Origin of the sequence: Aliiruegeria lutimaris (assembly GCF_900099935.1) — a bacterium.
GTDB lineage: Bacteria > Pseudomonadota > Alphaproteobacteria > Rhodobacterales > Rhodobacteraceae > Tropicimonas > Tropicimonas lutimaris.
This window is the reverse complement of the sequence record NZ_FNEK01000033.1, coordinates 24,110-44,104: the sequence shown is the minus strand read 5'-3', so window position 1 is coordinate 44,104 and position 19,995 is coordinate 24,110. Positions and strand designations below refer to the sequence as shown.

Here is a 19,995-nt window from a genome sequence, read left to right as displayed (position 1 = left end):
CATGCTGCAATACCTGCGCTCGCTGATTTTCAACACCCAGATGTACCTGATGATGGTGCTGATGGCGCTGTTCTTTACCCCCATCACGCTGGTCCACCGCCCGATGGCCTTCACCGCCTGCCGCACCTATTGCCGCTGGGTGCGCTGGACGGCGTCGTGGATGGTCGGGCTGCGCTCGGAGCTGCGCGGAACGGTTCCCACCGGCGAATGCATCATCGCCTCCAAGCACCAGAGCTTCTTCGACATCATCATGATCGTCTCGCAGGTGCCGCGACCGAAATTCATCATGAAGGCGCAGTTGCGCTTCGTTCCCATCGTCGGGTGGTACGCCAAGTGGATCGGTTGCATTCCCGTCGATCGCGGCAAGCGCGGCCAGGCAGTTCTGGAAATGAAAAAGCGTGTCGCGGCCGGGCTCAGCTCGCCGGGGCAGCTCATCATCTATCCGCAAGGGACCCGCGTCGCGCCGGAGGCAAGGCTGCCCTACAAGATCGGCACCGGCGTTCTCTACGGCCAACTGGAGCAAGATTGCGTGCCTGCGGCCACCAATGTCGGCGTTTTCTGGCCGCGCTTCGGCGTGCTGCGCAAGCCCGGCCTTGCGGTGGTCGAGTTCCTGCCGGTCATCCAGCCGGGCCTCAAGCAGCGTGTTTTCATGACGGAACTCGAAGAGGCGGTCGAAACGGCCTCCATCCGGCTGATGGCCGAGGCTGGTTACCATGTGCCCGAATAGCGGTTCACAAGGGGCGAGAAGCCGCGCAGCCGCGATGCTTCGAGGATAGGCGCCCAGATCTTTGGAAGCTCCGGCAGTTCGCGCTTCACATGCGGACCGATCAGTTCCGCCTTTTTCCGCAGCACCTCCGCCTCCGCGTCCTCCAGACCCGAAACATAGAGAAAACCGCCCAGATGGGCGCAACCGAGCTCCTTGAACTTGTAACGGAAGCCCTCATACGGCGCGATCAGGAGCGTGCCCGCGCGACAGGTCTCGACCACCTGGCTTTCGAGCTGCGCCAGCGCCTTTGGGTAGCGCATGGGGCGGTAGAAATAGATCACGTCCTGTTGCGCGCAGCCTTCGTATGTGCGCGCATCGGTCTCGACGATATCCGCATTTCCGATACGCGCGCGGTGGGTGATGTCGCGGGCCAGCGCGGCATAACCCGGATCGATCTCCACTCCGGTCACGCGCTCGAAACAGGGCGCCGCAGCAAGAAGCTTCTCGCCGCTGCCGCAGCCGATATCGACGAAGCGCCGGTCTTCATGGCGCCCGAGCGCCAGCAGGACGCGGCAAGCGGCGTGGATATTCTCCAGGAAAACGGACAGGGGAAGAGAGATATCGCTGAAAGCCCCTTCCACTTCGGTATCCGCGTCCTGTGTCAGTGTATTGAGCAGCCGGTGCTGCCCATGGGCAAACTGATTGGCAAGCTCAGCTTGGAGCCGGCGCGGATGCAAGGGATCCTCGAACTCGGGAAAGAGCGGGCGGGCAACCGCGGGGCACTGCGCCTGCAAGAGCGCCTCGATGCGTGGCCAACTTGAGATCCACCCCCGGATCACTTGCGCCTTGACGGCATCGGCTTCCCCCAGCGACATGGCGTTGGAGCGCGCCAGGTCGCCTATAGCCCGGCCAAGCTTCAAGATTTCGGGCGGTATCGCCGCGCCGGAATGCGGGAGTTTTTCCAACTCGGTGGCGAGGGACGCCACAAGCCGCCTGATCGCCGCCGTCTCCGGCCAGGCATCTTGTTTCTTCTCGCCAAATGATCGTTGCACGCAGACAGCCTCCAGAAGCCCTTCGGAAAGTCTAGTGTGGCTCCCTGCGAAACTGAATATCCGGTTTTCACCCGCCTTCAGGCCTGCGCCACCCGCGGCGTCTTCATCGGTTCGGAGGCGAGCATGGCCTGCACCATCCGGTGCAACAGCTCGCGCTTGAGCGGTTCGCGCTGTGGATCTTCCCACAGATTGCGGATCTCGCCCGGATCCTCCCGCAGGTCGAAAATCTCGCCGCAATCGCCCTCGCGATAGACCGAGATCTTGTAGCGGGCATCGATAAAGCTCGTCACATGCGGGCGCACCGGGTTGTGCCGGTTCTCGCAAAGGACGAAATCCCGGAGACTCCCGGCCTCTGCCGTCCAGACGGGAAGCTGCGAAATACCCTGCAGATTGTCCGGCGCGCCGAACCCGGCCGCGTCGAGAAAACTCGGCATCAAATCCACCAGCGATTGCAGCGCATCGCTCACCCGCCCCGCCGGCACGCGGCCCGGCCAACGGACGATGAAGGGCAGCCGCAGCATGTCCTCGTAGTGGAACGGCCCCTTGGCCACGAGGCCGTGCTGGCCGAGGAAATGCCCGTGATCGGTGGTGAAGACGATCAGCGTATCCTCTGCCAGCCCGAGCTGTTCCAGGTGGTCGAGGATGCGGCCGATCTCGTGATCGAGGAAGGACATCATGCCGTAATAGACGGCCATGTCCTTTTTCAGCGCGTCTTCGGGGTAAAGGTGGCTGGCACAACCATGGGCCTCATACGGCTCGTGCCAGCCGGCGAAGTCAGGCGCTGCCTGCTGGGTCTTCGCGAAATGCGGTGGGTTGCGGTCGTGCTCACCGGGCGTCAACCGCCCCGGCTCCATGTCCTCGGGGTCGTACATCGTCGCCCAGGGTTCGGGCACCGTGTAGGGCGGGTGCGGATCGGGGAAGGACGTCCAGAGCAGGAAAGGCGTGTCCGCCTCGGCGGCGCGGTCGAGGAAGGCCATGGAACGCTCGCCGATCCAGGTCGTGTAATGCATCTCCTCCGGCAGCGCCCAGACGCGCCCCTCGCGCGCCCAATAGGGCGCACCCTGCGCCATAACAGGCGCTTTCGACGCGGAGTCCCCCGGAAGCGGCTGGAAATACTCTTTCCAGTCCGCCAGCCCGTTATCCTCCATCCACGCCGCGTAATGCTGGCCGACATGGGCCTCGTCGGCGTGGTTTCGGCACAGTTCGATATGATCGAAGCCGTAGAAGGGGCCGTGGAAGCCGCGCCAGAAGTCCAAATCCCGCAGGATCGGCTGTTTTTCTAGCGAGCCCTCGCCCGCCAGCGGCTGGAAATGCGCCTTGCCGATCAGGCCGGTGGCGTAGCCCGCCTCAGAGAGCGCCGCGCCCAGCGTCGGCACCTCCTCGGGCAGCTTGCAGCCGATGGTCCAGGCGCCGTGCTGCGAGGGCATCAGCCCGGTGATGATCGAGGCGCGCGAGGGCGTGCAGGTCGGCGCGGGGCAATAGGCGCGGTCGAACCGCGTGCCCTCGGCACAGAGCCGGTCGAGATTGGGCGTCCGGATCGCCGGGTTCACCGCGCCGAGCGCGCTGAAATGCTGCTGGTCGGTGGTGATGAGCAGGATGTTTGGGCGCTTGGTCACCGGTTTATCCTTTTCGATCTTAGGGCGTTTTGCTCACAATAAGAACTGGCACGGGCGTCCAGCCCGGGCCGCGCCCGACCCTCCCCGCGGGAGGGCGCATTGGTGATGTCGTATGTCGTTGATCCGGCGTCCGGGGCTTTGAGATAAACCGCGTTGAAACTGCGTTGCGGCGCGCCCACCCAGGGTCGGGCGCTGCCCTCATCGCCTATTACGTATGTCGGAAGCATCGTCATCCCTTCACCGCCCCGGCGAGGCCGTTGATGAAATACCGCTGCAACAGCATGAACAGCACAACGATCGGCACGATGGAGATCGTCGCTGCCGCCGCCATGCCGGTCCAGTCGATGAACTGCTCGCCCTTGAAGGCATAGATGCCGACCGAGAGCGTGCGGATCGCCGGGTTGGCCAGCGTCACCACCAAGGGCAGCAGGAAGTCGTTCCACGCATGCAGCACCTGCATGATCACCACCGTCACCACCATCGGCCGCGCCAACGGCAGCATCACGTACCAGAAGATCTTCAGGAAGCTCACGCCATCCACCCGCGCGGCCTCCTCCAGCTCCCGCGGGAGTTGCGCGAAATAACCGGCGAAGAGCACGACGAAGATCACCATAGCGTGGCCGGAGGTGGCAATCGTCAGGCCGAACAGGTTCGAGGAGAGTCCCAGTCGCGACAGCAACTCGAAAACCGGGATGATGGTGAAGCCCTGCGGAATGAAGACCGTCGCCACGAAGGAGAAGAAGAGGATGTTGCGGCCCGGGAAGCGGTAGCGTCCCAGCACATAGCCGAGCATCGAGGTGCAGGTCGTGACGATGACCACCGAGCCAACGGTCACGATCAGCGTATTGAAGAAATAGCTGCCCATATGCGCCTCGGTCCAGGCGCGGGCATAGTTCTCGGTGGCCCAGCTTTGCGGGATCAGGCCGGGGTTGGAGAACATCTCGGCATTGGATTTGAGCGAGGTCGAGATCATCCAGACGAAGGGATAGATCCAGATCAGGCAGATCACCGTCAGGAAAGCCGAGACGAGGCCGATGCGCCAGTTGGCCCGGTGGTCGCCATAGACGATGCGGAGCGGAGAGAGGCGCGATCTCATGAGCGGATCTCCTTGGCCCCGGCGCGGGCGCGCCGCGTGGCGATGGCCTGTCCGATGGTGAGCGAGAGCACGACGAAGCCGAAGAACACGCCCGCCGCCGCCGCGTAGCCGAGCCGCGGGATCGAGCCGTCGCCGGTGGCGAAAGCGGTGCGATAGATGAAGATCTCCATCACCTCGGAGGCGAAGAACGGCCCGCCATTGGTCATGGACATGATCAGCGGGAAGACGTTGAGCGCGCCCACGGCCGAGATCAGCGTGATCGCCACGGCAAAGGGCAGCACGATGGGCAGCACGATATACCAGACGAGCTTCGCGCCCCGGCACCGGTCGAGCTTGGCGCTGTCATAGACATCGTCCGGCACGGTCTGCAGCGCGGCCAGCCAGTAGATCATGGTGATGCCGAGCCATTTCCAGACATAGACGCCGATCACCGAGGGCATCACCGTGTCGGTCGAGCCGAGGAAGTCCACCGGCCGCGAGATCAGCCCGAGATCGAGCAGCAAGCCGTTCACCGGCCCGTTGAAGGGCGAGAGCAGGAAGGTCCAGATGATGCCGATCACCGCGACCGGGGTCACCACGGGCAGGAAGATCATCGTCCGAAAATAGGTGCTCATCTTCAGCAGCTGGTTGTTGAGCAGCACGGCAAGCACGAGCGAGATGGTCATCTGCAAGGGCACCGTGCCCAGCAGGAAGATCAGCGCGCGCTGGAAGGCATCCCAGAAGATCGGGTCCGTGAACAGTTTCACGAAATTCCCCATGCCCACGAAGACCTTGTCGGAGTTGAAACCCGACCAGTCATGCATCGCGTAATAGCAGGCCGCGAAGATCGGATAGAAAACGAACATGCCGCCCAGGATCAGCCCCGGAAGCAGCATGAGGTAGTGATACCTGTATCGGTGCAATGTCTCGAACACGGTTCGCGCCTTGCCTCAAATGGGGGGTGGGGCCGCCCTCTAGGGGAGGCGGGCGGCCCCGGTCAGCCGATCATAGCGTTTTGCCATCAACCTGAGTTATCTCGTATCGTCTTTCGCATTCGAGGCTGTGCCGAGAGACAGCGAAAGACGATTCAGGTCACGGCGAAATGCTTCAATAGTCGGCAGCTCCGAAATCCTCGTTCGGATTCCAGTTCGAGAAGACCAGGTCAGAACGATCCACGGCGGCACCATCCGCCTTGGCCTTGGCGAAGGCGGCGTCGAGCGCGGCGTTGTAGCGGTCCTTGAGGCCCTTCATCTCCTGTGCGACGCCCTTCAGCTCGCCGGCGACAAGCCCCTGCACGGTGCGGGCAAAGTTCACCTCCGGCGCCTGGAAGGCTCCGATCACCTTGCCCAGTTCCGAATTGCCCACCACCGGGTTCGGCCCGACGCGGATCGCCTCGTTGAAATGCTGCAGGATCGCCTTGGAACGGTACGACATCTCTGCGCCTTCCAGCGCTTCGGGGAAGATCGGCGGATCGCCCGCTCCGACGATATTGGCCCAGGCGGTCTGCCCCTCGACCGTGCCGAGATAATGGAAGATATCGCCCGCGATGGGGCCAAGCTCGGAGCCCTTGAAGAGCCACATCGTGTTCGGCGCCAGCGCGCCCTGGCCGATGGTCAGCTTGCCAACCGGGCCCTCATCCGGCACCGGGCCGGAGGAGACGCCGAAATCGAATTCCGGGTTTTGGCCTTCCCAGCCGCCGATATTCCACGGTCGTTGCAGGATCATGCCCGCCGCGCCCTGCGGCATGTAGGCCCGCGCCTGCGGGGCGTTCATCGACATGATGCCGGGGAAGACGGAGCCATCCGCCTGCATGGCGATCAGCAGCTCGATCGCGGCGATATAGGCGTCGCTGTCGAAGACGTAATCGCCGGTGCGGAAATCGATATCCGCCTCGATCACGCTGTCGCCACCCGCGCTGGCACCCGCCATCCGGCCCATGTTGCGCACCGTCTGGCTCCAGCGTCCAAGCTGGTTGCCGCCGATGATGAAGCCGAAATAGCGGCCCTTGCCGGCTTCGGTGATCTTTTTCGCGGCGTCGCGGAACTCGGTCCAGTTGAGCGGCTTGGCCTCCGGATCGTAGCCCGCCTCGGTCATGTAGGCCTTGTTGTAGAGCAGATGCGTGCCGTAGCGCTTGTTCGAGGTAAACGGCAGGCCATAGGTCTTGCCGTCGAACTCGTTGATGCCGGGCAGGAAGGCACCGGCCGGGAAGCTGGCCTTCCACGTGGCAATATCGGGGATGAAATCGTCATAGGGCTGCACCCAGCCCTGCGCCACGGCATCGGCCGGGTTCACGTTCTGCGGCAGCGCGAAAACGTCATGGGCGGAGTTGTTGCGCACGCCCAGCGGCACGACCTGCGCGATCTCGTTCCACGGCAGCGCGTCATAGACCACCTCGATGCCGCGATCCTTGGCGTAATCGGCAAAGAACTTCTTGTAGAACACCGCCTTCTGGTCGCCCGAGTCGATCCAGCGGAAGGTGACGCCCTTGGGAAGATCGCCAATCGGCGCGGGTACACTTGCGGCCGCACGATGCGCCCCAAACGCGGCAGCCCCAATGACGGCGGTGGTTCCCTGGATAAAGGCACGGCGCGAAAGCCCGGTCTTGGCGAATGTCATGAGTTCCTCCCTGGCATGACGGATTCGGTTCTCCTCGCCACCGAGCCTGCGTCAAAGCTTCGATCAGTAAAAGTTGACATTTTTTAAATATCGATAACGATTATGCATCACATGTAGCCGCCAAGTGGAGAGACCTCATGTCCGGAGAAACCAACCTCGACGCGCTTCTCCGCAGCCTTTCGGCCAGACTGGACCCGGATCTTTACGTCTTCGCCACCGTGCGAGGGTTGCGCCCCGCCGACCTGTCCCCCCGCATGGTTTTCGAAGAGGCCGAGGGGACGACGCTGATCCTGCGAAAGGCCGAGGCAGTGGCCCGTGGCCTGGATCACGCGTTTCCCTGCCGAATGATCACGCTCGACGTGCATTCCTCGCTCGAAGCCGTCGGCTTTATCGCCCGCATCGCCACGGAGCTTGCCCGACATGGCATGGGGGTGAACCCGGTCTCGGGCTTCTACCACGATCACCTCTTCGTGCCGGACGGGCGAGAGGACGAGGCGATGACGATCCTCGCCCGCATCGCCGAAACCGCGTGAGTCATGCTTGAGAATCTCGAAAGCCTGAAACGTTTCGTCGCCGTGGCCGAGTCCGGTTCCGTGCGCCGCGCCGCCGACCAGATCGGCCTGACACAGCCAGCGCTCACCCGCTCGATCCGCCTGTTGGAGGAGCAGGTCGGCGCGCCGCTGTTCGAACGCCGCTCGCGTGGTGTCCACCTGACATCGCTTGGCGGCCGCGTGCTGATCCACGCCCGCCACCTGCTGCGCGAAAGCCACCTCGCCGAGATCGAGATTCGCGCCCTGCGCGAAGGCGAGCGCGGCACAATCCGGATCGCTGCGGCGCCGGTCTGGATGCACACGATCCTGCCCTATTGCATTGCCCGCATGCATGCCCGCCACCCGGCCCTTTCCGTCACGCTGGAGCCGATGGACTACACCACCGCCTCCCCGCGGCTGCAAAACGGCGAGTTGGACGCGTTTTTCGGAGGGTTCCAGCGTATCGAGGGCCTGCCGAGCTTCCTCATCCGCCGGGCGCTGATGGCGGCCGAACTCACGGTTATCGGGCGCGACACGCACCCGCTGCTGTCAAAAGGCGTGGCATCGGCGCGGGACCTGCTGTCATGGCCCTGGCTCTCCTACCAGAGCGACCTGGCCTATCTCGATACTGTACGGGACGCGATCCAGGAGGAAACCGGCACCCGCGTCCACGCGGCCATCCAGTGCGAATCCATGATCACCGTGCTGGAACTGCTGCGCGAAGGCGATTTCCTCGCCCTTCTGCCGTCCTCGTCGCTGACCTCCAGCCACGGCACGGGCCTCACGATCATCCCGACGAACCTGAAGCCCATAGCCTTTCAATCCGGTCCAATCCATCGGCGCTCGCTTCAGTCAAACCAGGCGTTTCGCACCCTGCTGAGCCTCGCCGAGGAACGGATAGACGCGCTCGGGCTGCGAGCGCGGTGATCGGTCAGAGTTCGACATCTCCGCCGGAAAATGTCCACTTCTTCAGTTCGCCGAAGTTGAACACCTTCTCGTGGCCCAGCTTGCGAAACGCCTTGCCCGCCATGGTCGCACGCGACCCGGACAGACAATAGAGGATCACGGGCTTTCCCTGCTTCAGCGCCGGATGGCACTCCGCCGAGGCCGGATCCGCCATGCGCGCGACCTGTCCCACCGGGATATTGACCGCCCCCTTGGCATGGCCGCTGCCAAATTCATGCGCCTCGCGCACATCCACCAGCACGGCCTGGTTTTTCTTCATCATCGCGATGGCTTTCAGCGGTTCAATCGGAACCGCGCCCGCCGCAAAAGGGTTCATCATGGTCAGGAACATTCGTCATGCCTCACATTCGTTTGATCGAATATATCTGTCTGCCGACAGATTCTTCAATGGCTTCGAGCGATTCCTTTGCAGTTTTGTCAAGCGTCGAGCGTCGCCCCGTGTGGAAAGGACGCGCCCCGAACGGCCGGCAGCTTTCCGGCGCAGCCGCTCACCAGGCACGCAACCCCTTTCAAAAGCGACCGCAATTCGCCCTGGCCGCGCACACGCCGTGGTGCAACCACGGCTGCAAAGCGCTTTGCACCACCCGCCCAAAAAAACGGGCCGCGCTCCGAAGAACGCGGACCCGCCATGGAGACCGGGCCTCCCCTCCCGGCCGCCGAAACCTCAGCTCAGCCAGCGCTTGCGGCGCCGGTAGGAGCGCACGTCGCGGAAAGATTTCCGCCCGTCGTCGCCCATGCCGAGGTAGAACTCCTTTACATCCGGATTCTCCCGCAACTCCGCGGCCGGCCCGTCCATCACCACGCGGCCCGATTCCAGGATATAGCCGTAATGGGCAAAGCGCAGCGCCACGTTCGTGTTCTGCTCCGCCAGCAGGAAACTGACGCCCTCGCCCTCGTTGACCGCCTTCACGATCTCGAAAATCTGCTCCACCAGCTGCGGCGCCAACCCCATTGAAGGCTCATCGAGCAGGATCGTCTCCGGCCGGCTCATCAACGCCCGCCCGATCGCACACATCTGCTGCTCGCCACCCGAGGTATAGCCCGCCTGGCTCCGCCGCCGCTCCCTCAGCCGCGGGAAGTAATTATAGACCATCTCCAGGTCGGCCTCGATCGCGGCCTTGCCATCGCCGCGCGTATAGGCGCCGGTCAACAGGTTCTCCTCGACCGTCAGATGCCCGAAGCAATGCCGGCCCTCCATCACCTGGATCACGCCCTTCTTGACCAGCTTGGCCGGGTCGAGATCCTGCACGACTTCGCCCTTGTATTTCACCGAGCCTTTCGTCACCTCGCCCCGCTCCGAATGCAGCAGGTTCGAAATGGCCTTGAGCGTGGTCGTCTTGCCCGCCCCGTTTCCACCGAGCAACGCCGTGATCCCACACTTGGGCACCGAGAGCGACACGCCCTTCAGCACGAGGATCACGTGATTGTAGATCACCTCGATATTGTTGACCTCGAGCAGCGTCTCGGCCGTCACGTCAGGAGCAGAATCCAGCATCGCGTTCTTCTTGTTGGAAAAAATACCTAGTTCCCGCCGGCGGCCGAAAAACCGCCGGCGGGCCGTGAGTGGTGGCCTTAGTTACAGGCCTCGTTCATCGGCCAGGGAGCGTTCGCCTCGGCATATTCGAGCGAGTTGGCCTCCTCCAGCGGCGCGATGAATTCCGCATCCGGCATCAGCAGGTCCGATGCCTTGACGAATTTCTCGCCGTCCCATTCCAGCATCCAGGCGCCAGAATGGCCGGTATGGTTGGAGCACGACGTCGAGAAGGGCGGTACCATGCCGGTCATGCCCAGTTCCGCCAGGCGCTCGTCGGTGATGTTGAGGTTCTCAAGCCCCCAGCGAAGCTGCTCGGCATTGATCTCGGCGACACCGAACTCTGCCTGCGCGACCGAGATCGCCTCGGCGAGGAACATCGAAATGACAAGCCCCCGCTGGTAGAAGACCGAGTTCGGATCCTCGACCGTGCTCTTGCCGGCGTCGATCACGTACTTCTTCACATCGGCCATCAGCGGCGAATCGGGCTGCGGCATCGACCATGAGATCGACTTGTAGCCCTTGCCGTCCGCGCCGACCTGCTTGAGATCGGCATCATGACCGGCCCACCAGACGCCGACGAAATTCTCCATCGGGAACTTGGTCTTCACGGCTTCTGCAATGGCGGACGCGTTCATCGCACCCCAGCCCCACATGACAACGTAATCCGGACGCTCGCGGCGGATCTGCAGCCACTGCGCGGACTGGTTCTGCATTTCCTTGAGCCCGACCGGCACAAGCTTCAACTCGAACCCATAGGCCTCGGCCATCGCCTCAAGCACGGGGATCGGCTCTTTGCCGAAGGGGTGGTCCAGATGCAGCAGCACGACCTTCTTGCCGCTCAGGCTGCCCATGTCGCCGCCGGAGAGATACTGCATGATCATCGAGGCGCCGTCCCAGTAGGAGACCGGCGGGTTGAAGGCCCACTGGAACACCTTGCCATTGGCCATCGGCGAGAAGCCGTAGCCCGGCGCCAGGATCGGGATCATGTCGGTATTGGTCTTGGGCAGCACCTGCAGGGTAATGCCGGTGGACCAGGGCTGGGTCACGATCGCATCGGCCTTGGTGCGCTCGTAGCACTCCACGCCCTTCTCGGTGGAATAGCCGGTCTCGCATTCCTCGAAATTGATCATGACACCGCCAATGCCGCCGTCACGCTCGTTGAGCAGCGTCATGTAATCCTTCTGGCCATCCATGAGCGGAATGCCCGTGGAAGCGAAAGGACCGGTGCGATAGGTCAGGTTTGGCGCGAAAAGGCCCTCGGCAAAGGCCGGGGCGGCAAGGCCAAGGCTCAGCGCAGAGGCCAGGGCCAGCTTGGTAAAGGTCTTCATGTTTCTCCTCCCTGATGGAACATGGTCGACGTTGCGGTTGGTGGGGTTTTCCCCGGTTTGTTATTCGGATTGACGATCGCCCTAATGCGGGAAGGGCCAGATGGTCAGCTTCTCCCGGATCAGCCGCCAGAGCTGGTTCAGCCCATGCGGTTCGATGATCAGGAAGAAGATGATGAGCGAGCCCACGATCATGATGTTCAGGTGCTCCAGCAGCGCGGATTCCACGTGGATCCCGAGCGCCGAGGGCACGGTGTTCAGCACCACCGGCAGCCCGACGATCAGGATCGCACCGAGGTAATTGCCCATGATCGAGCCAAGCCCGCCGATGATGGCGATGAACAGCACGCGGAAGCTCAGCGGGATATCGAACAGGTTCGGTTCCGCCGCGCCGCGCCACATGAAGACGAAGAGCGCCCCGGCAACGCCGACGACATAGGAGGACACCGCAAAGGCCGTGAGCTTGGATTTCATCAGATTGATGCCGATCAGCTCCGCCGCGATATCCATGTCCCGCGTCGCCTTCCACGTCCGGCCGAGATTGCCGCGCGTGAGGTTGATGCAGAGATAGGTCAGCAGCGTCACGATGAAGAGCACGACGTAATACTGCGTCATGGAGCTTGCCTGGGGCCCGGCGACATAGAGGCCGAACATGTCGAGATTCGGCACCTGGATCGCGCCCGAGGCATTGTAATTGTAGAGCCAGGCCCATTTCTCGAACAGCCAGACCAGGAAGAACTGCGCCGCCAGCGTGGCAATGGCGAGATAGAAGCCCTTGATCCGAAGCGATGGGATGCCGAACATCACGCCGACACCGGCGGAGAACACGCCCGAAAGCAGGATCGCGATGACCGGGTTCATCCACGGCATCAGCGTGATCATCTTGTAGCAGGCATAGGCGCCCACGCCCATGAAGGCGCCTGTCCCCAGCGAAAGCTGACCGGCAAACCCGGTCAGGATATTCAGCCCGAGGGCGGCCAGCGAATAGATCAGGATCGGCGTCAGGATCGTCTGGAAGGTGAATTCGGATGCGGTCAGCGGAAAGACCACCCAGGCGCAGATCAGGATCACGCCCAGCAGGAACGCGTCCTGCTTGATCGGAAACAGCGCCTGATCGGCCCTGTAGGACGTCTTGAACTGGCCAGCCGTGCGGTAGAGCATCAGGCGTTTTCCTCGTTTTCTTCGTAGAGTTCGGGGTTGCGGTGCTGCTCGGGTACGGCGCGCCGCGGCGGCTTGGCATAGCCGGTGGCCTCGCTATGGCGCACCAGCCAGAGATAGGCCCAGATCCCGGCCCCCGCACCGAGCACGGCGAGGATCAGCGCGGTCATCAACTGCCCGGTCGAGTCCCCGTTCGCTGTCAGGGCGAGGTAGCCGAAGGCCCAGAAACCCGCCCAGGCGACCACGTTCAGAATTGCAATCAGCTTTGCCAAATCCTCGTCCTTCCCATCTCCCCGCCGGGCCGGTTCGCGCGCCGGCCCGGCGGGTTCAAATGCCTCACACCCGCTCGATGATCTTCTCGCCAAACAGCCCCTGCGGCCGGAACAGCAGCACCACCAGCGCCAGCACATAGGCAAACCAGCTCTCGGTATTGCCGCCCAGAAGCGGCGCGCCCCAGTAGATCTCGAACATCTTTTCCAGCATGCCGATCATAAGCCCGCCGATAATGGCGCCGGTGATCGATTCCAGCCCGCCCAGCATCAGCACCGGCAGCGCCTTGTAGGCGATCACTTCCAGCGCGAAGGACACGCCGGCGCGGCTGCCCCAGGCAATGCCCGTCACCAGCGCGATGATCCCGGCGATGAACCACACCAGAACCCAGATCGTCTGCAGCGAGATGCCCACCGACAGCGCCGCCTGGTGGTCGTCTCCCAGCGCCCGGATCGCCCGGCCCATCCGCGTCTTGTTGAGAAACACCAGCAGCGAGACCACCAGCGCGGCGGCCACCAGAACCGCCGTGATGTCGATATGCTGCAGAATCAGCAGCCCGCCGAACGGCTCCAGCACGAAATCGCCCGTGGGAATGCCCAGCTCGGAGGTGATCATCAGCTTGTTCTCGCCACCGAAGATGATCTCACCGAAGCCGATCAGGAACAGCGTGATCCCGATCGTGGCCATGAACAGGATGATATCGGGCTGCCCCACCAGCGGGCGCAGCACGATCCGCTCGATGCTGACCGCCAGCCCGAACATCACCGCCAGCGTCAGCGCCACCGCGATCCAGGCCGGAACCCCCATCTCGTGCAGCCCCACCAGCGTCAGCGCCGCGAAGACCACCATGATGCCCTGCGCGAAGTTGAAGATCCGGCTGGAGCGGAAGATCAGCACGAAGCCCAGCGCGATCAGCGCATAGAGAACGCCCGAAACCAGCCCTTCCCACAGCACCTGCATCAGGAAATCGGGCGCGGCGATCATGTCCGCGAAGGGCGCGACGAAGATCTTGTTCAGGATTTCCAAGGGCTCGCCTCCTCGACACGGTTGGTATTGGCGCTCGTCCGGGGGACCGGCACATTCACGTAGCCGAGCCAGATGCAGGCAGTGCCGCAGCCCAGTCCCAGCCAGCCGGCCTTGCGCTTGGCCTCACTCATGCGGCACCCCCAGGTAAGCGTCGATCACGTTCTGATCGTTGCGCACCTCGTCGGGCGTGCCGTCGCCGATCTTCTTGCCGTAATCCATAACGACCACCCGGTCCGAGAGGTCCATCACCACACCCATATCGTGTTCGATCAGGGCAATCGTGGTGCCGAATTCATCGTTCACATCGAGGATGAAGCGGGACATGTCCTCCTTCTCCTCGACATTCATCCCCGCCATCGGCTCGTCGAGCAGCAAGAGCGATGGCTCGGCGGCCAGCGCGCGCGCCAGCTCGACCCGCTTCTTCAAGCCGTAGGGAAGCCGGCCGACCGGCGTCTTGCGGATGGCCTGGATCTCGAGGAAGTCGATGATCTTCTCCACCTGGTCGCGGTTGAAGACCTCCTCGCGCTCGGCCTTGCCCCACCAGAGCGCCTGCTCCCAGAGCGACGCCTTCATATGGGTCAGCCGCCCGGTCATGACGTTGTCGAGCACCGTCATCCCCTCGAACAGCGCGATGTTCTGGAAGGTGCGGCCCACGCCCATGCGCGCCACCTCGTAGGGCTTCATCGCCGGGCGCACCGCGCCCTTGTACCAGACCTCGCCTTCCTGCGGATGATAGAAGCCGCTGATCACGTTGAGCATCGAGGATTTTCCGGCGCCGTTCGGCCCGATGATCGCCCGGATCTCGCCCTCGCGGATGTCGAAGGAAATATCCTTGATCGCCACCACGCCACCGAATTTCAGCGTGATGTTCTTCATCTCCATCAGGCAGCCGCCAATGGTGCGGCCGTCCGGGGTCTCATAGGGTTCGTACATGTCCTTCATTCGGCGGCAACCTCGTGATGGCGGGGCGTCACGGTCTTGGCGTCGACCAGCTTCAGCGTGGCGGAGATGCTGCCCTTGCGGCCATCCTCGTAGGTCACTTCCGTCTTGGTGAAGATCGTCTCCGAGCCGTCATAGAGCGCCTCCAGCAGATCGGCGTATTTCTCCTCGATCTTGCCACGGCGCACCTTGCGCGTGCGGGTCATCTCGCCGTCATCGGCGTCGAGTTCCTTGTGCAGCACCAGGAAACGATGGATCTGGCAGGCGGAGAGCATGTCGTCCTGCGCGACCGAGGCATTGACCTCTTCCACGTGGGACCGGATCGTCTCCAGCACCTGCGGATGGCCCGCCAACTCCTGGTAAGAGGCATAGGCGATATTGTTCCGCTCGGCCCAGTTGCCGACCGCCGTCAGGTCGATATTGATGAAGGCCGTGCAGCGGTCGCGGCCATTGCCGAACACCACGGCTTCCAGGATGTCGGGGAAGAACTTCAGCTTGTTCTCGACATATTTGGGCGCGAACATATGGCCATCGGCCATCTTGCCCACGTCCTTGGCCCGATCGATGATCCGCAGGTGCCCGGTCCCTTCCTCGAAGAAACCGGCATCGCCCGTGGCGACCCACCCTTCCGCATCCTTGGTCGAGGCCGTGCTCTCGGGATTGTTGTAATACTCCACGAAGGTGCCCGGCGAGCGGTAGAAGATCTCGCCCTTGTCGTCGATCCGGATCTCGACGCCCGGCGAGACGACGCCCACCGTATCGGCGCGCACCTCGTTATCGGGCTGCTGGGCGATGAAGACGCTGGCCTCCGTCTGCCCGTAAAGCTGCTTCAGGTTGATCCCGAGCGAGCGATAGAAATCGAAGATCTCCGGCCCGATCGCCTCGCCCGCCGTGTATCCGACGCGCACCCGGGAAAAGCCCAGCGTGTTCTTGAGCGGGCCATAGATGGCGAACTCGCCCAGCGCGTAACGCATCCGGTCCAGCATCCCCACGGGCTTTCCGTCGAGGATCTGCGGGCCGACCCGCTTGGCAAGATCCATGTAATGCCGGAACAGCCAGCGCTTGAATTTCCCCGCATCTTCCATGCGGATCATCACTTGCGTCAGCTGGGTCTCGAAAACCCGCGGCGGCGCGAAGTAATAGGTCGGCGCGATCTCCTTGAGATCGGTCATCATCGTCTCGGCGCTTTCCGGACAGTTCACGCAGAACCCGTTCCAGAGCGCCTGCCCCATGGAAAAGATGAAATCCCCGACCCAGGCCATCGGCAGATAGGCGAGGATCTCGTCATCCACCCGCAGGTGATCGAATTCGGAGGTATTTTTCGAGGTCTCGATGATATTGCGGTTCGACAGCACCACGCCCTTGGGCTTGCCCGTCGTGCCGGAGGTGTAAAGCATCACGCAGGTGCTGTCGTAGGTCAGTTCCGCCTCGCGCCGGCGCAATTCCTCCTCGTGCCGGTAATGCGACGCGCGGCCTTCCTCCTGGATGTCATGCAGCCAGTTCAGGTGTTCGTGGTCGTATTTCCGCATTCCCCGCTTGTCGTGATAGAGCACGTGGTCGATCTGGTGCAGCTGGTCCTGCACGTCGATCACCTTGTCCACCTGCTCCTGGTCGCCGCAAACGACGAACCGCGCGCCGCAATGGCCGAGCACATAGGCCGCCTCCTCGGCCACCGCGTCGGCATAGAGCGGCACCGGCACCGCACCGCACATCTGCGCGGCGATCATCGCCCAGTAATGGTCCGGCCGGTTGCGCCCGATGATGGCAACATGGTCGCCCCGCTCCATCCCCAGCGCCAGAAATCCGAGCGCCAGCCACTCGATCTCCTGCGCCGCCTCGGCCCAGGTCCAGCTCTGCCATATTCCATATTCCTTTTCCCGATAGGCGGGTCTGTCGCCATACTTCTGCGCATTTCGGCGCAGAAGCGCGGGAACGGAACACAGCTCGCCCGTGGGCGTTGCGGTCGCGTTCAAGTGATGTCCTCCCCTGGTGCCATTTCGACACCTCAGCCTTTGCGGCTTTGGGTTACTATAGGACGGGACGAAGGCGACTCGTCAAATAATTTTTGAACGTACGTTCAAATAAAAATCGCTGCAGCGCAGCGCGTTAGCACGCTGCACACGCAGCAAATCTCGGACCGACCGTGCCGAACCGAGCACCTCTCCGGTCCGTGATCTCAGCTTTTCGGGTAGTGAATGGTCACGCGCGTGCCGATCGAAACCCGCTCGTAGAGATCGACAACAGCCTCGTTGGTCAGCCGGATGCAGCCCGAGGAAACCGAACGTCCGATGGTCCAGGGTTGCGGCGTGCCGTGGATGCGGTAGCGCGTGTCGCGCCCGCCGCGATAAAGGTACATCGCCCGCGCGCCGAGCGGATTCTCTGGCCCGCCCGGCAGCCCGCCGGCCCATTTGGCATAAACCTGCGGTTCGCGCCGGATCATGTTGGCCGTCGGCGTCCAGCTGGGCCATTCCGCCTTGCGTCCGACCACGGCCGAGCCACGCAGGTTGCGCCCCTCCTCGCCAATGGCCACGCCGTAGCGAATGGCCTGTTCCGGTGCGGCGATGTAATAGAGATAGTAGCGTCCAAGCTCGATATGGATGGTTCCGGGCGCGAATTCCGGCCGGACCTTGACCAGCTTTGGCTCGAACTGCTTGTCCAGTTTGAATTCTTTTTTCTGCTTCGCCAGCGCCAGCCCGGGCGCGGCAAGCCCGGCGGTGGCGGTGGCAAGAAAGACCCTGCGAGAAATCATGGCGGCACCTCATCTATACGCGCCCAGCCTGCCACGCCTCGCGCGGAACGATCAACCGCAGCGCTGGGATTGGGTATCACAACGTTGGCACCGTTGAGCCGAAACAACAAGAGCCCCGCCGGGTGGCGAGGCTCCTGCAATAATTTCAATGGCTTCAGACCGGCGACTTGATCTTGCGCAGATAGGGAAGAATGGCGTCGAACTCGCCAAATTTCTCCTTGGCCGCGGCGTCATCCAGCGCCAGAGAGATGATCACGTCCTGCCCCATGGTCCAGTTGGCAGGCGTCGCGATCGGCGTGCCGGACGTGGCTTGCAGCGCGTCCAGCGCGCGCAGCACCTCGGCGAAGTTGCGGCCGACCGACATCGGGTAGGTCATTGAAAGCTGCAGCTTCTTGTCGGGAGAAATGATGAAGACCGACCGCACCGAGGCACTGTCGGCGGCCGTGCGGCCATCGGGCAGGTAAGCCTCGGCCGGCAGCATGTCGAAGGCCTTGGAAACCTCGAGGCTCTCATCGGCGATGATCGGGAACGGCACCGGCGCTTCGGCGTATTTCTCGATATCGGCGATCCACTGCTTGTGCTCTTCCACGCCATCCACCGACAGGCCGATCACCTTGGTGTTCCGCTTCTCCCATTCCCCGGCGAGCTGCGCCACGGCGCCGAACTCGGTGGTGCACACGGGCGTGAAATCTTTCGGATGCGAGAAGAGAATCGCCCAGCTGTCCCCGATCCAGTCGTGGAACTGGATCTCGCCCTGGCTGGTTTCAAATTTCAGATCCGGGACGATGTCATTAATGCGAAGGCCCATTATATGGCTCCCTGTAAGTGTACGGTTCGCGTGTCCCGCGGTTAGATAGGTTCTAGATCGAAGATGTGAAGGCCGATCTTGCGGCCTCTCCTCAGCGGTGACAGTGTGTCGCGAATTGAAGTCTACGGCGAAGGAAACGTCATGATCGAAAAACGCCAGTTCTATATCAACGGCGCCTGGGTGGACCCGGTCGTTGCCAATGATTTCCCTGTAATCGACCCCTCGACCGAGGAGGAGGTCGCGGTGATCTCTCTGGGCGATCAGGCCGACACCGACGCCGCGGTCGCCGCGGCCAATGCCGCCTTCCCCGCCTGGTCCGCGACCGATCCGGCCGAGCGCGTCGCACTGGTCGAGAAGATCCTCGAGGTCTACAACGCCCGCGCCGAGGAGATGGCGCAGGCGATGACGCTCGAAATGGGCGCGCCGATATCCATGTCGCGCAGCTCGCAGGTCACCTCCGGCTCGTGGCATATCGAGGGCTTCCTCGAGACGATGAAGGATTTCGAGTTCGTCCGGAAGCTGAACGACCACTCTCCGAACGACCGGATCATCATGGAGCCGATCGGCACCGTGGCGATGATCACGCCGTGGAACTGGCCGATGAACCAGGTGGCGCTCAAGGTGATCCCGGCGCTGCTCGCGGGCTGCACCATGGTGCTGAAGCCTTCCGAAATCGCGCCGCTCTCCTCGCTGCTCTGGACCGAGATTCTCGACGAGGCGGGCGTCCCGGCAGGCGTCTACAACATGGTCAACGGCGATGGGCCGGGCGTGGGCAGCCAGCTGTCCGCCCATCCGGGCATCGACATGGTGAGCTTCACCGGCTCCACCCGCGCCGGCATCCTGATCTCCAAGGCCGCCGCCGACACGCTCAAGCGCGTCAGCCTGGAGCTTGGCGGCAAGGGCGCCAACCTGGTCTTTGCCGATGCGGACGCCAAGGCGGTGGAGCGCGGCGTGCGCCACATGATGCAGAACACCGGCCAGTCCTGTAACGCGCCCTCGCGGATGTTGGTGCAGCGTGAAATCTATGACCAGACGGTCGAGGCCGCGCGCCAAGCCGCCGAGAACACCGCCGTCGCCTCCGCGCATGAGGAAGGACGCCACATGGGCCCGCTGGTCAGCCAGATGCAGTGGGACAAGGTCCAGGGCCTGATCGAGAAGGGCATCGCCGAAGGCGCCCGCCTCGTCGCCGGTGGTCCGGGCCGCCCGGAGGGACTCAACCGTGGCTATTTCGTCCGCCCGACGGTCTTTGCCGATGTCACCAACGACATGACTATCGCGCGCGAGGAAATCTTCGGCCCGGTCCTGTCGATCATCCCCTTCGATACTGAAGAGGAAGCGGTGCGGATCGCCAATGACACTGTCTATGGCCTGACCAACTACGCCCAGACGCAGGACCCGGAGCGCCAGCGCCGGATGGCCCACGCGCTCAAGGCCGGCATGGTCGAGATCAACGGCGTGAGCCGTGCCAAAACCTCGCCCTTCGGTGGCATCAAGCAGTCCGGCAATGGCCGCGAAGGCGGCGAGTTCGGCCTCGAGGATTATCTCGAAGTGAAAGCCGTCGGCGGCTACCCGGCGGAATAAGAGTCAGCCCGAAGACCGGGCGCCAGCCGACATCCTCGCTTTTG

At 63.1% G+C, this 19,995-nt stretch carries 20 protein-coding genes; 4 read left to right on the top strand and 16 right to left on the bottom strand.

All coding sequences use genetic code 11. The annotated features are described in order from the left end of the window. Position 1: 1 nt before the first annotated feature. Positions 2-727 (top strand): lysophospholipid acyltransferase family protein, encoded by a 726-nt coding sequence (locus BLR85_RS15865; protein ID WP_093158041.1) that lies wholly within the window; start codon positions 2-4, stop codon positions 725-727. Here the strand turns inward: BLR85_RS15865 and BLR85_RS15860 are convergent. The 5 genes from BLR85_RS15860 to BLR85_RS15840 form a co-directional block, all read right to left on the bottom strand. Continuing rightward, positions 709-1,758 carry a class I SAM-dependent methyltransferase gene (locus tag BLR85_RS15860; protein ID WP_093158038.1) on the bottom strand — a complete coding sequence of 350 codons (1,050 nt, stop codon included), beginning with the start codon at positions 1,756-1,758 and terminating at the stop codon, positions 709-711. The genes BLR85_RS15865 and BLR85_RS15860 overlap by 19 nt on opposite strands. A gap of 77 nt (positions 1,759-1,835) precedes the next feature. Next, complete coding sequence (locus tag BLR85_RS15855) at positions 1,836-3,374, bottom strand: sulfatase-like hydrolase/transferase (protein WP_093158035.1); 1,539 nt, start codon at positions 3,372-3,374, stop codon at positions 1,836-1,838. Positions 3,375-3,603: 229 nt separating this feature from the next. Then, positions 3,604-4,470: a carbohydrate ABC transporter permease gene (locus BLR85_RS15850; RefSeq protein WP_093158032.1), complete on the bottom strand. Its 867-nt coding sequence runs from the start codon at positions 4,468-4,470 to the stop codon at positions 3,604-3,606. After that, positions 4,467-5,384 (bottom strand): carbohydrate ABC transporter permease, encoded by a 918-nt coding sequence (locus tag BLR85_RS15845; protein WP_244520752.1) that lies wholly within the window; start codon positions 5,382-5,384, stop codon positions 4,467-4,469. Before BLR85_RS15845 ends, BLR85_RS15850 begins: the two co-directional genes overlap by 4 nt. 172 nt (positions 5,385-5,556) lie before the next feature. Further along, a complete protein-coding gene (locus tag BLR85_RS15840) occupies positions 5,557-7,065 on the bottom strand; it encodes an ABC transporter substrate-binding protein (protein WP_093158026.1) in 1,509 nt (502 codons plus the stop codon). A 137-nt stretch (positions 7,066-7,202) separates the two neighbouring features. Between BLR85_RS15840 and BLR85_RS15835 the strand changes: the two genes are divergently transcribed. Then, positions 7,203-7,598 (top strand): ACT domain-containing protein, encoded by a 396-nt coding sequence (locus BLR85_RS15835; protein ID WP_093158023.1) that lies wholly within the window; start codon positions 7,203-7,205, stop codon positions 7,596-7,598. A 3-nt stretch (positions 7,599-7,601) separates the two neighbouring features. Continuing rightward, on the top strand, positions 7,602-8,522 hold the full coding sequence (locus tag BLR85_RS15830) for a LysR family transcriptional regulator (RefSeq protein ID WP_093158020.1): 921 nt from the start codon (positions 7,602-7,604) through the stop codon (positions 8,520-8,522). Between the two features lie 4 nt (positions 8,523-8,526). Here BLR85_RS15830 and BLR85_RS15825 read toward each other — a convergent pair whose 3' ends face one another. The 11 genes from BLR85_RS15825 to BLR85_RS15780 all read right to left on the bottom strand — a co-directional run bounded on the left by BLR85_RS15825 (position 8,527) and on the right by BLR85_RS15780 (position 18,370). Continuing rightward, the gene (locus BLR85_RS15825) at positions 8,527-8,892 is read right to left on the bottom strand and encodes a rhodanese-like domain-containing protein (protein WP_093158017.1); all 366 of its coding nucleotides are present in this window, start codon (positions 8,890-8,892) and stop codon (positions 8,527-8,529) included. A gap of 333 nt (positions 8,893-9,225) precedes the next feature. Further along, positions 9,226-10,056: an ABC transporter ATP-binding protein gene (locus BLR85_RS15820; protein ID WP_093158014.1), complete on the bottom strand. Its 831-nt coding sequence runs from the start codon at positions 10,054-10,056 to the stop codon at positions 9,226-9,228. Between the two features lie 77 nt (positions 10,057-10,133). Continuing rightward, positions 10,134-11,423 (bottom strand): ABC transporter substrate-binding protein, encoded by a 1,290-nt coding sequence (locus tag BLR85_RS15815; RefSeq protein WP_093158011.1) that lies wholly within the window; start codon positions 11,421-11,423, stop codon positions 10,134-10,136. Positions 11,424-11,504: 81 nt separating this feature from the next. After that, positions 11,505-12,581, bottom strand: a complete 1,077-nt coding sequence (locus tag BLR85_RS15810) for a branched-chain amino acid ABC transporter permease (RefSeq protein WP_093158008.1) — start codon at positions 12,579-12,581, stop codon at positions 11,505-11,507. Continuing rightward, the gene (locus BLR85_RS15805; protein WP_093158005.1) at positions 12,581-12,850 is read right to left on the bottom strand and encodes a hypothetical protein; all 270 of its coding nucleotides are present in this window, start codon (positions 12,848-12,850) and stop codon (positions 12,581-12,583) included. The genes BLR85_RS15810 and BLR85_RS15805 overlap by 1 nt, the downstream gene beginning before the upstream one ends. 64 nt (positions 12,851-12,914) lie before the next feature. Next, positions 12,915-13,868 (bottom strand): branched-chain amino acid ABC transporter permease, encoded by a 954-nt coding sequence (locus tag BLR85_RS15800; RefSeq protein WP_093158080.1) that lies wholly within the window; start codon positions 13,866-13,868, stop codon positions 12,915-12,917. After that, positions 13,862-14,005: a hypothetical protein gene (locus tag BLR85_RS29185; RefSeq protein WP_170844595.1), complete on the bottom strand. Its 144-nt coding sequence runs from the start codon at positions 14,003-14,005 to the stop codon at positions 13,862-13,864. Before BLR85_RS29185 ends, BLR85_RS15800 begins: the two co-directional genes overlap by 7 nt. Then, positions 13,998-14,816 (bottom strand): ABC transporter ATP-binding protein, encoded by an 819-nt coding sequence (locus BLR85_RS15795; RefSeq protein WP_068315560.1) that lies wholly within the window; start codon positions 14,814-14,816, stop codon positions 13,998-14,000. Before BLR85_RS15795 ends, BLR85_RS29185 begins: the two co-directional genes overlap by 8 nt. Then, a complete protein-coding gene (locus BLR85_RS15790) occupies positions 14,813-16,786 on the bottom strand; it encodes an AMP-binding protein (protein WP_244520751.1) in 1,974 nt (657 codons plus the stop codon). Before BLR85_RS15790 ends, BLR85_RS15795 begins: the two co-directional genes overlap by 4 nt. A 203-nt stretch (positions 16,787-16,989) precedes the next feature. Continuing rightward, positions 16,990-17,562: a L,D-transpeptidase gene (locus BLR85_RS15785; RefSeq protein ID WP_093158003.1), complete on the bottom strand. Its 573-nt coding sequence runs from the start codon at positions 17,560-17,562 to the stop codon at positions 16,990-16,992. A 154-nt stretch (positions 17,563-17,716) separates the two neighbouring features. Then, a complete protein-coding gene (locus BLR85_RS15780; RefSeq protein WP_093157999.1) occupies positions 17,717-18,370 on the bottom strand; it encodes a peroxiredoxin in 654 nt (217 codons plus the stop codon). A 141-nt stretch (positions 18,371-18,511) separates the two neighbouring features. On the opposite strand from BLR85_RS15780, the gene BLR85_RS15775 reads away from it, so the two are divergent. Then, on the top strand, positions 18,512-19,951 hold the full coding sequence (locus tag BLR85_RS15775; RefSeq protein ID WP_093157996.1) for an aldehyde dehydrogenase family protein: 1,440 nt from the start codon (positions 18,512-18,514) through the stop codon (positions 19,949-19,951). Positions 19,952-19,995 lie beyond the last annotated feature (44 nt).

Coding starts and splice junctions, on each gene's coding strand:
- BLR85_RS15865 (WP_093158041.1), top strand. CDS start 2: ATGCTGCAATACCTGCGCTCGCTGATTTTCAACACCCAGATGTACCTG.
- BLR85_RS15850 (WP_093158032.1), bottom strand. CDS start 4,470: ATGAGATCGCGCCTCTCTCCGCTCCGCATCGTCTATGGCGACCACCGG.
- BLR85_RS15840 (WP_093158026.1), bottom strand. CDS start 7,065: ATGACATTCGCCAAGACCGGGCTTTCGCGCCGTGCCTTTATCCAGGGA.
- BLR85_RS15835 (WP_093158023.1), top strand. CDS start 7,203: ATGTCCGGAGAAACCAACCTCGACGCGCTTCTCCGCAGCCTTTCGGCC.
- BLR85_RS15830 (WP_093158020.1), top strand. CDS start 7,602: ATGCTTGAGAATCTCGAAAGCCTGAAACGTTTCGTCGCCGTGGCCGAG.
- BLR85_RS15825 (WP_093158017.1), bottom strand. CDS start 8,892: ATGTTCCTGACCATGATGAACCCTTTTGCGGCGGGCGCGGTTCCGATT.
- BLR85_RS15820 (WP_093158014.1), bottom strand. CDS start 10,056: ATGCTGGATTCTGCTCCTGACGTGACGGCCGAGACGCTGCTCGAGGTC.
- BLR85_RS15815 (WP_093158011.1), bottom strand. CDS start 11,423: ATGAAGACCTTTACCAAGCTGGCCCTGGCCTCTGCGCTGAGCCTTGGC.
- BLR85_RS15810 (WP_093158008.1), bottom strand. CDS start 12,581: ATGCTCTACCGCACGGCTGGCCAGTTCAAGACGTCCTACAGGGCCGAT.
- BLR85_RS29185 (WP_170844595.1), bottom strand. CDS start 14,005: ATGAGTGAGGCCAAGCGCAAGGCCGGCTGGCTGGGACTGGGCTGCGGC.
- BLR85_RS15795 (WP_068315560.1), bottom strand. CDS start 14,816: ATGAAGGACATGTACGAACCCTATGAGACCCCGGACGGCCGCACCATT.
- BLR85_RS15785 (WP_093158003.1), bottom strand. CDS start 17,562: ATGATTTCTCGCAGGGTCTTTCTTGCCACCGCCACCGCCGGGCTTGCC.
- BLR85_RS15780 (WP_093157999.1), bottom strand. CDS start 18,370: ATGGGCCTTCGCATTAATGACATCGTCCCGGATCTGAAATTTGAAACC.
- BLR85_RS15775 (WP_093157996.1), top strand. CDS start 18,512: ATGATCGAAAAACGCCAGTTCTATATCAACGGCGCCTGGGTGGACCCG.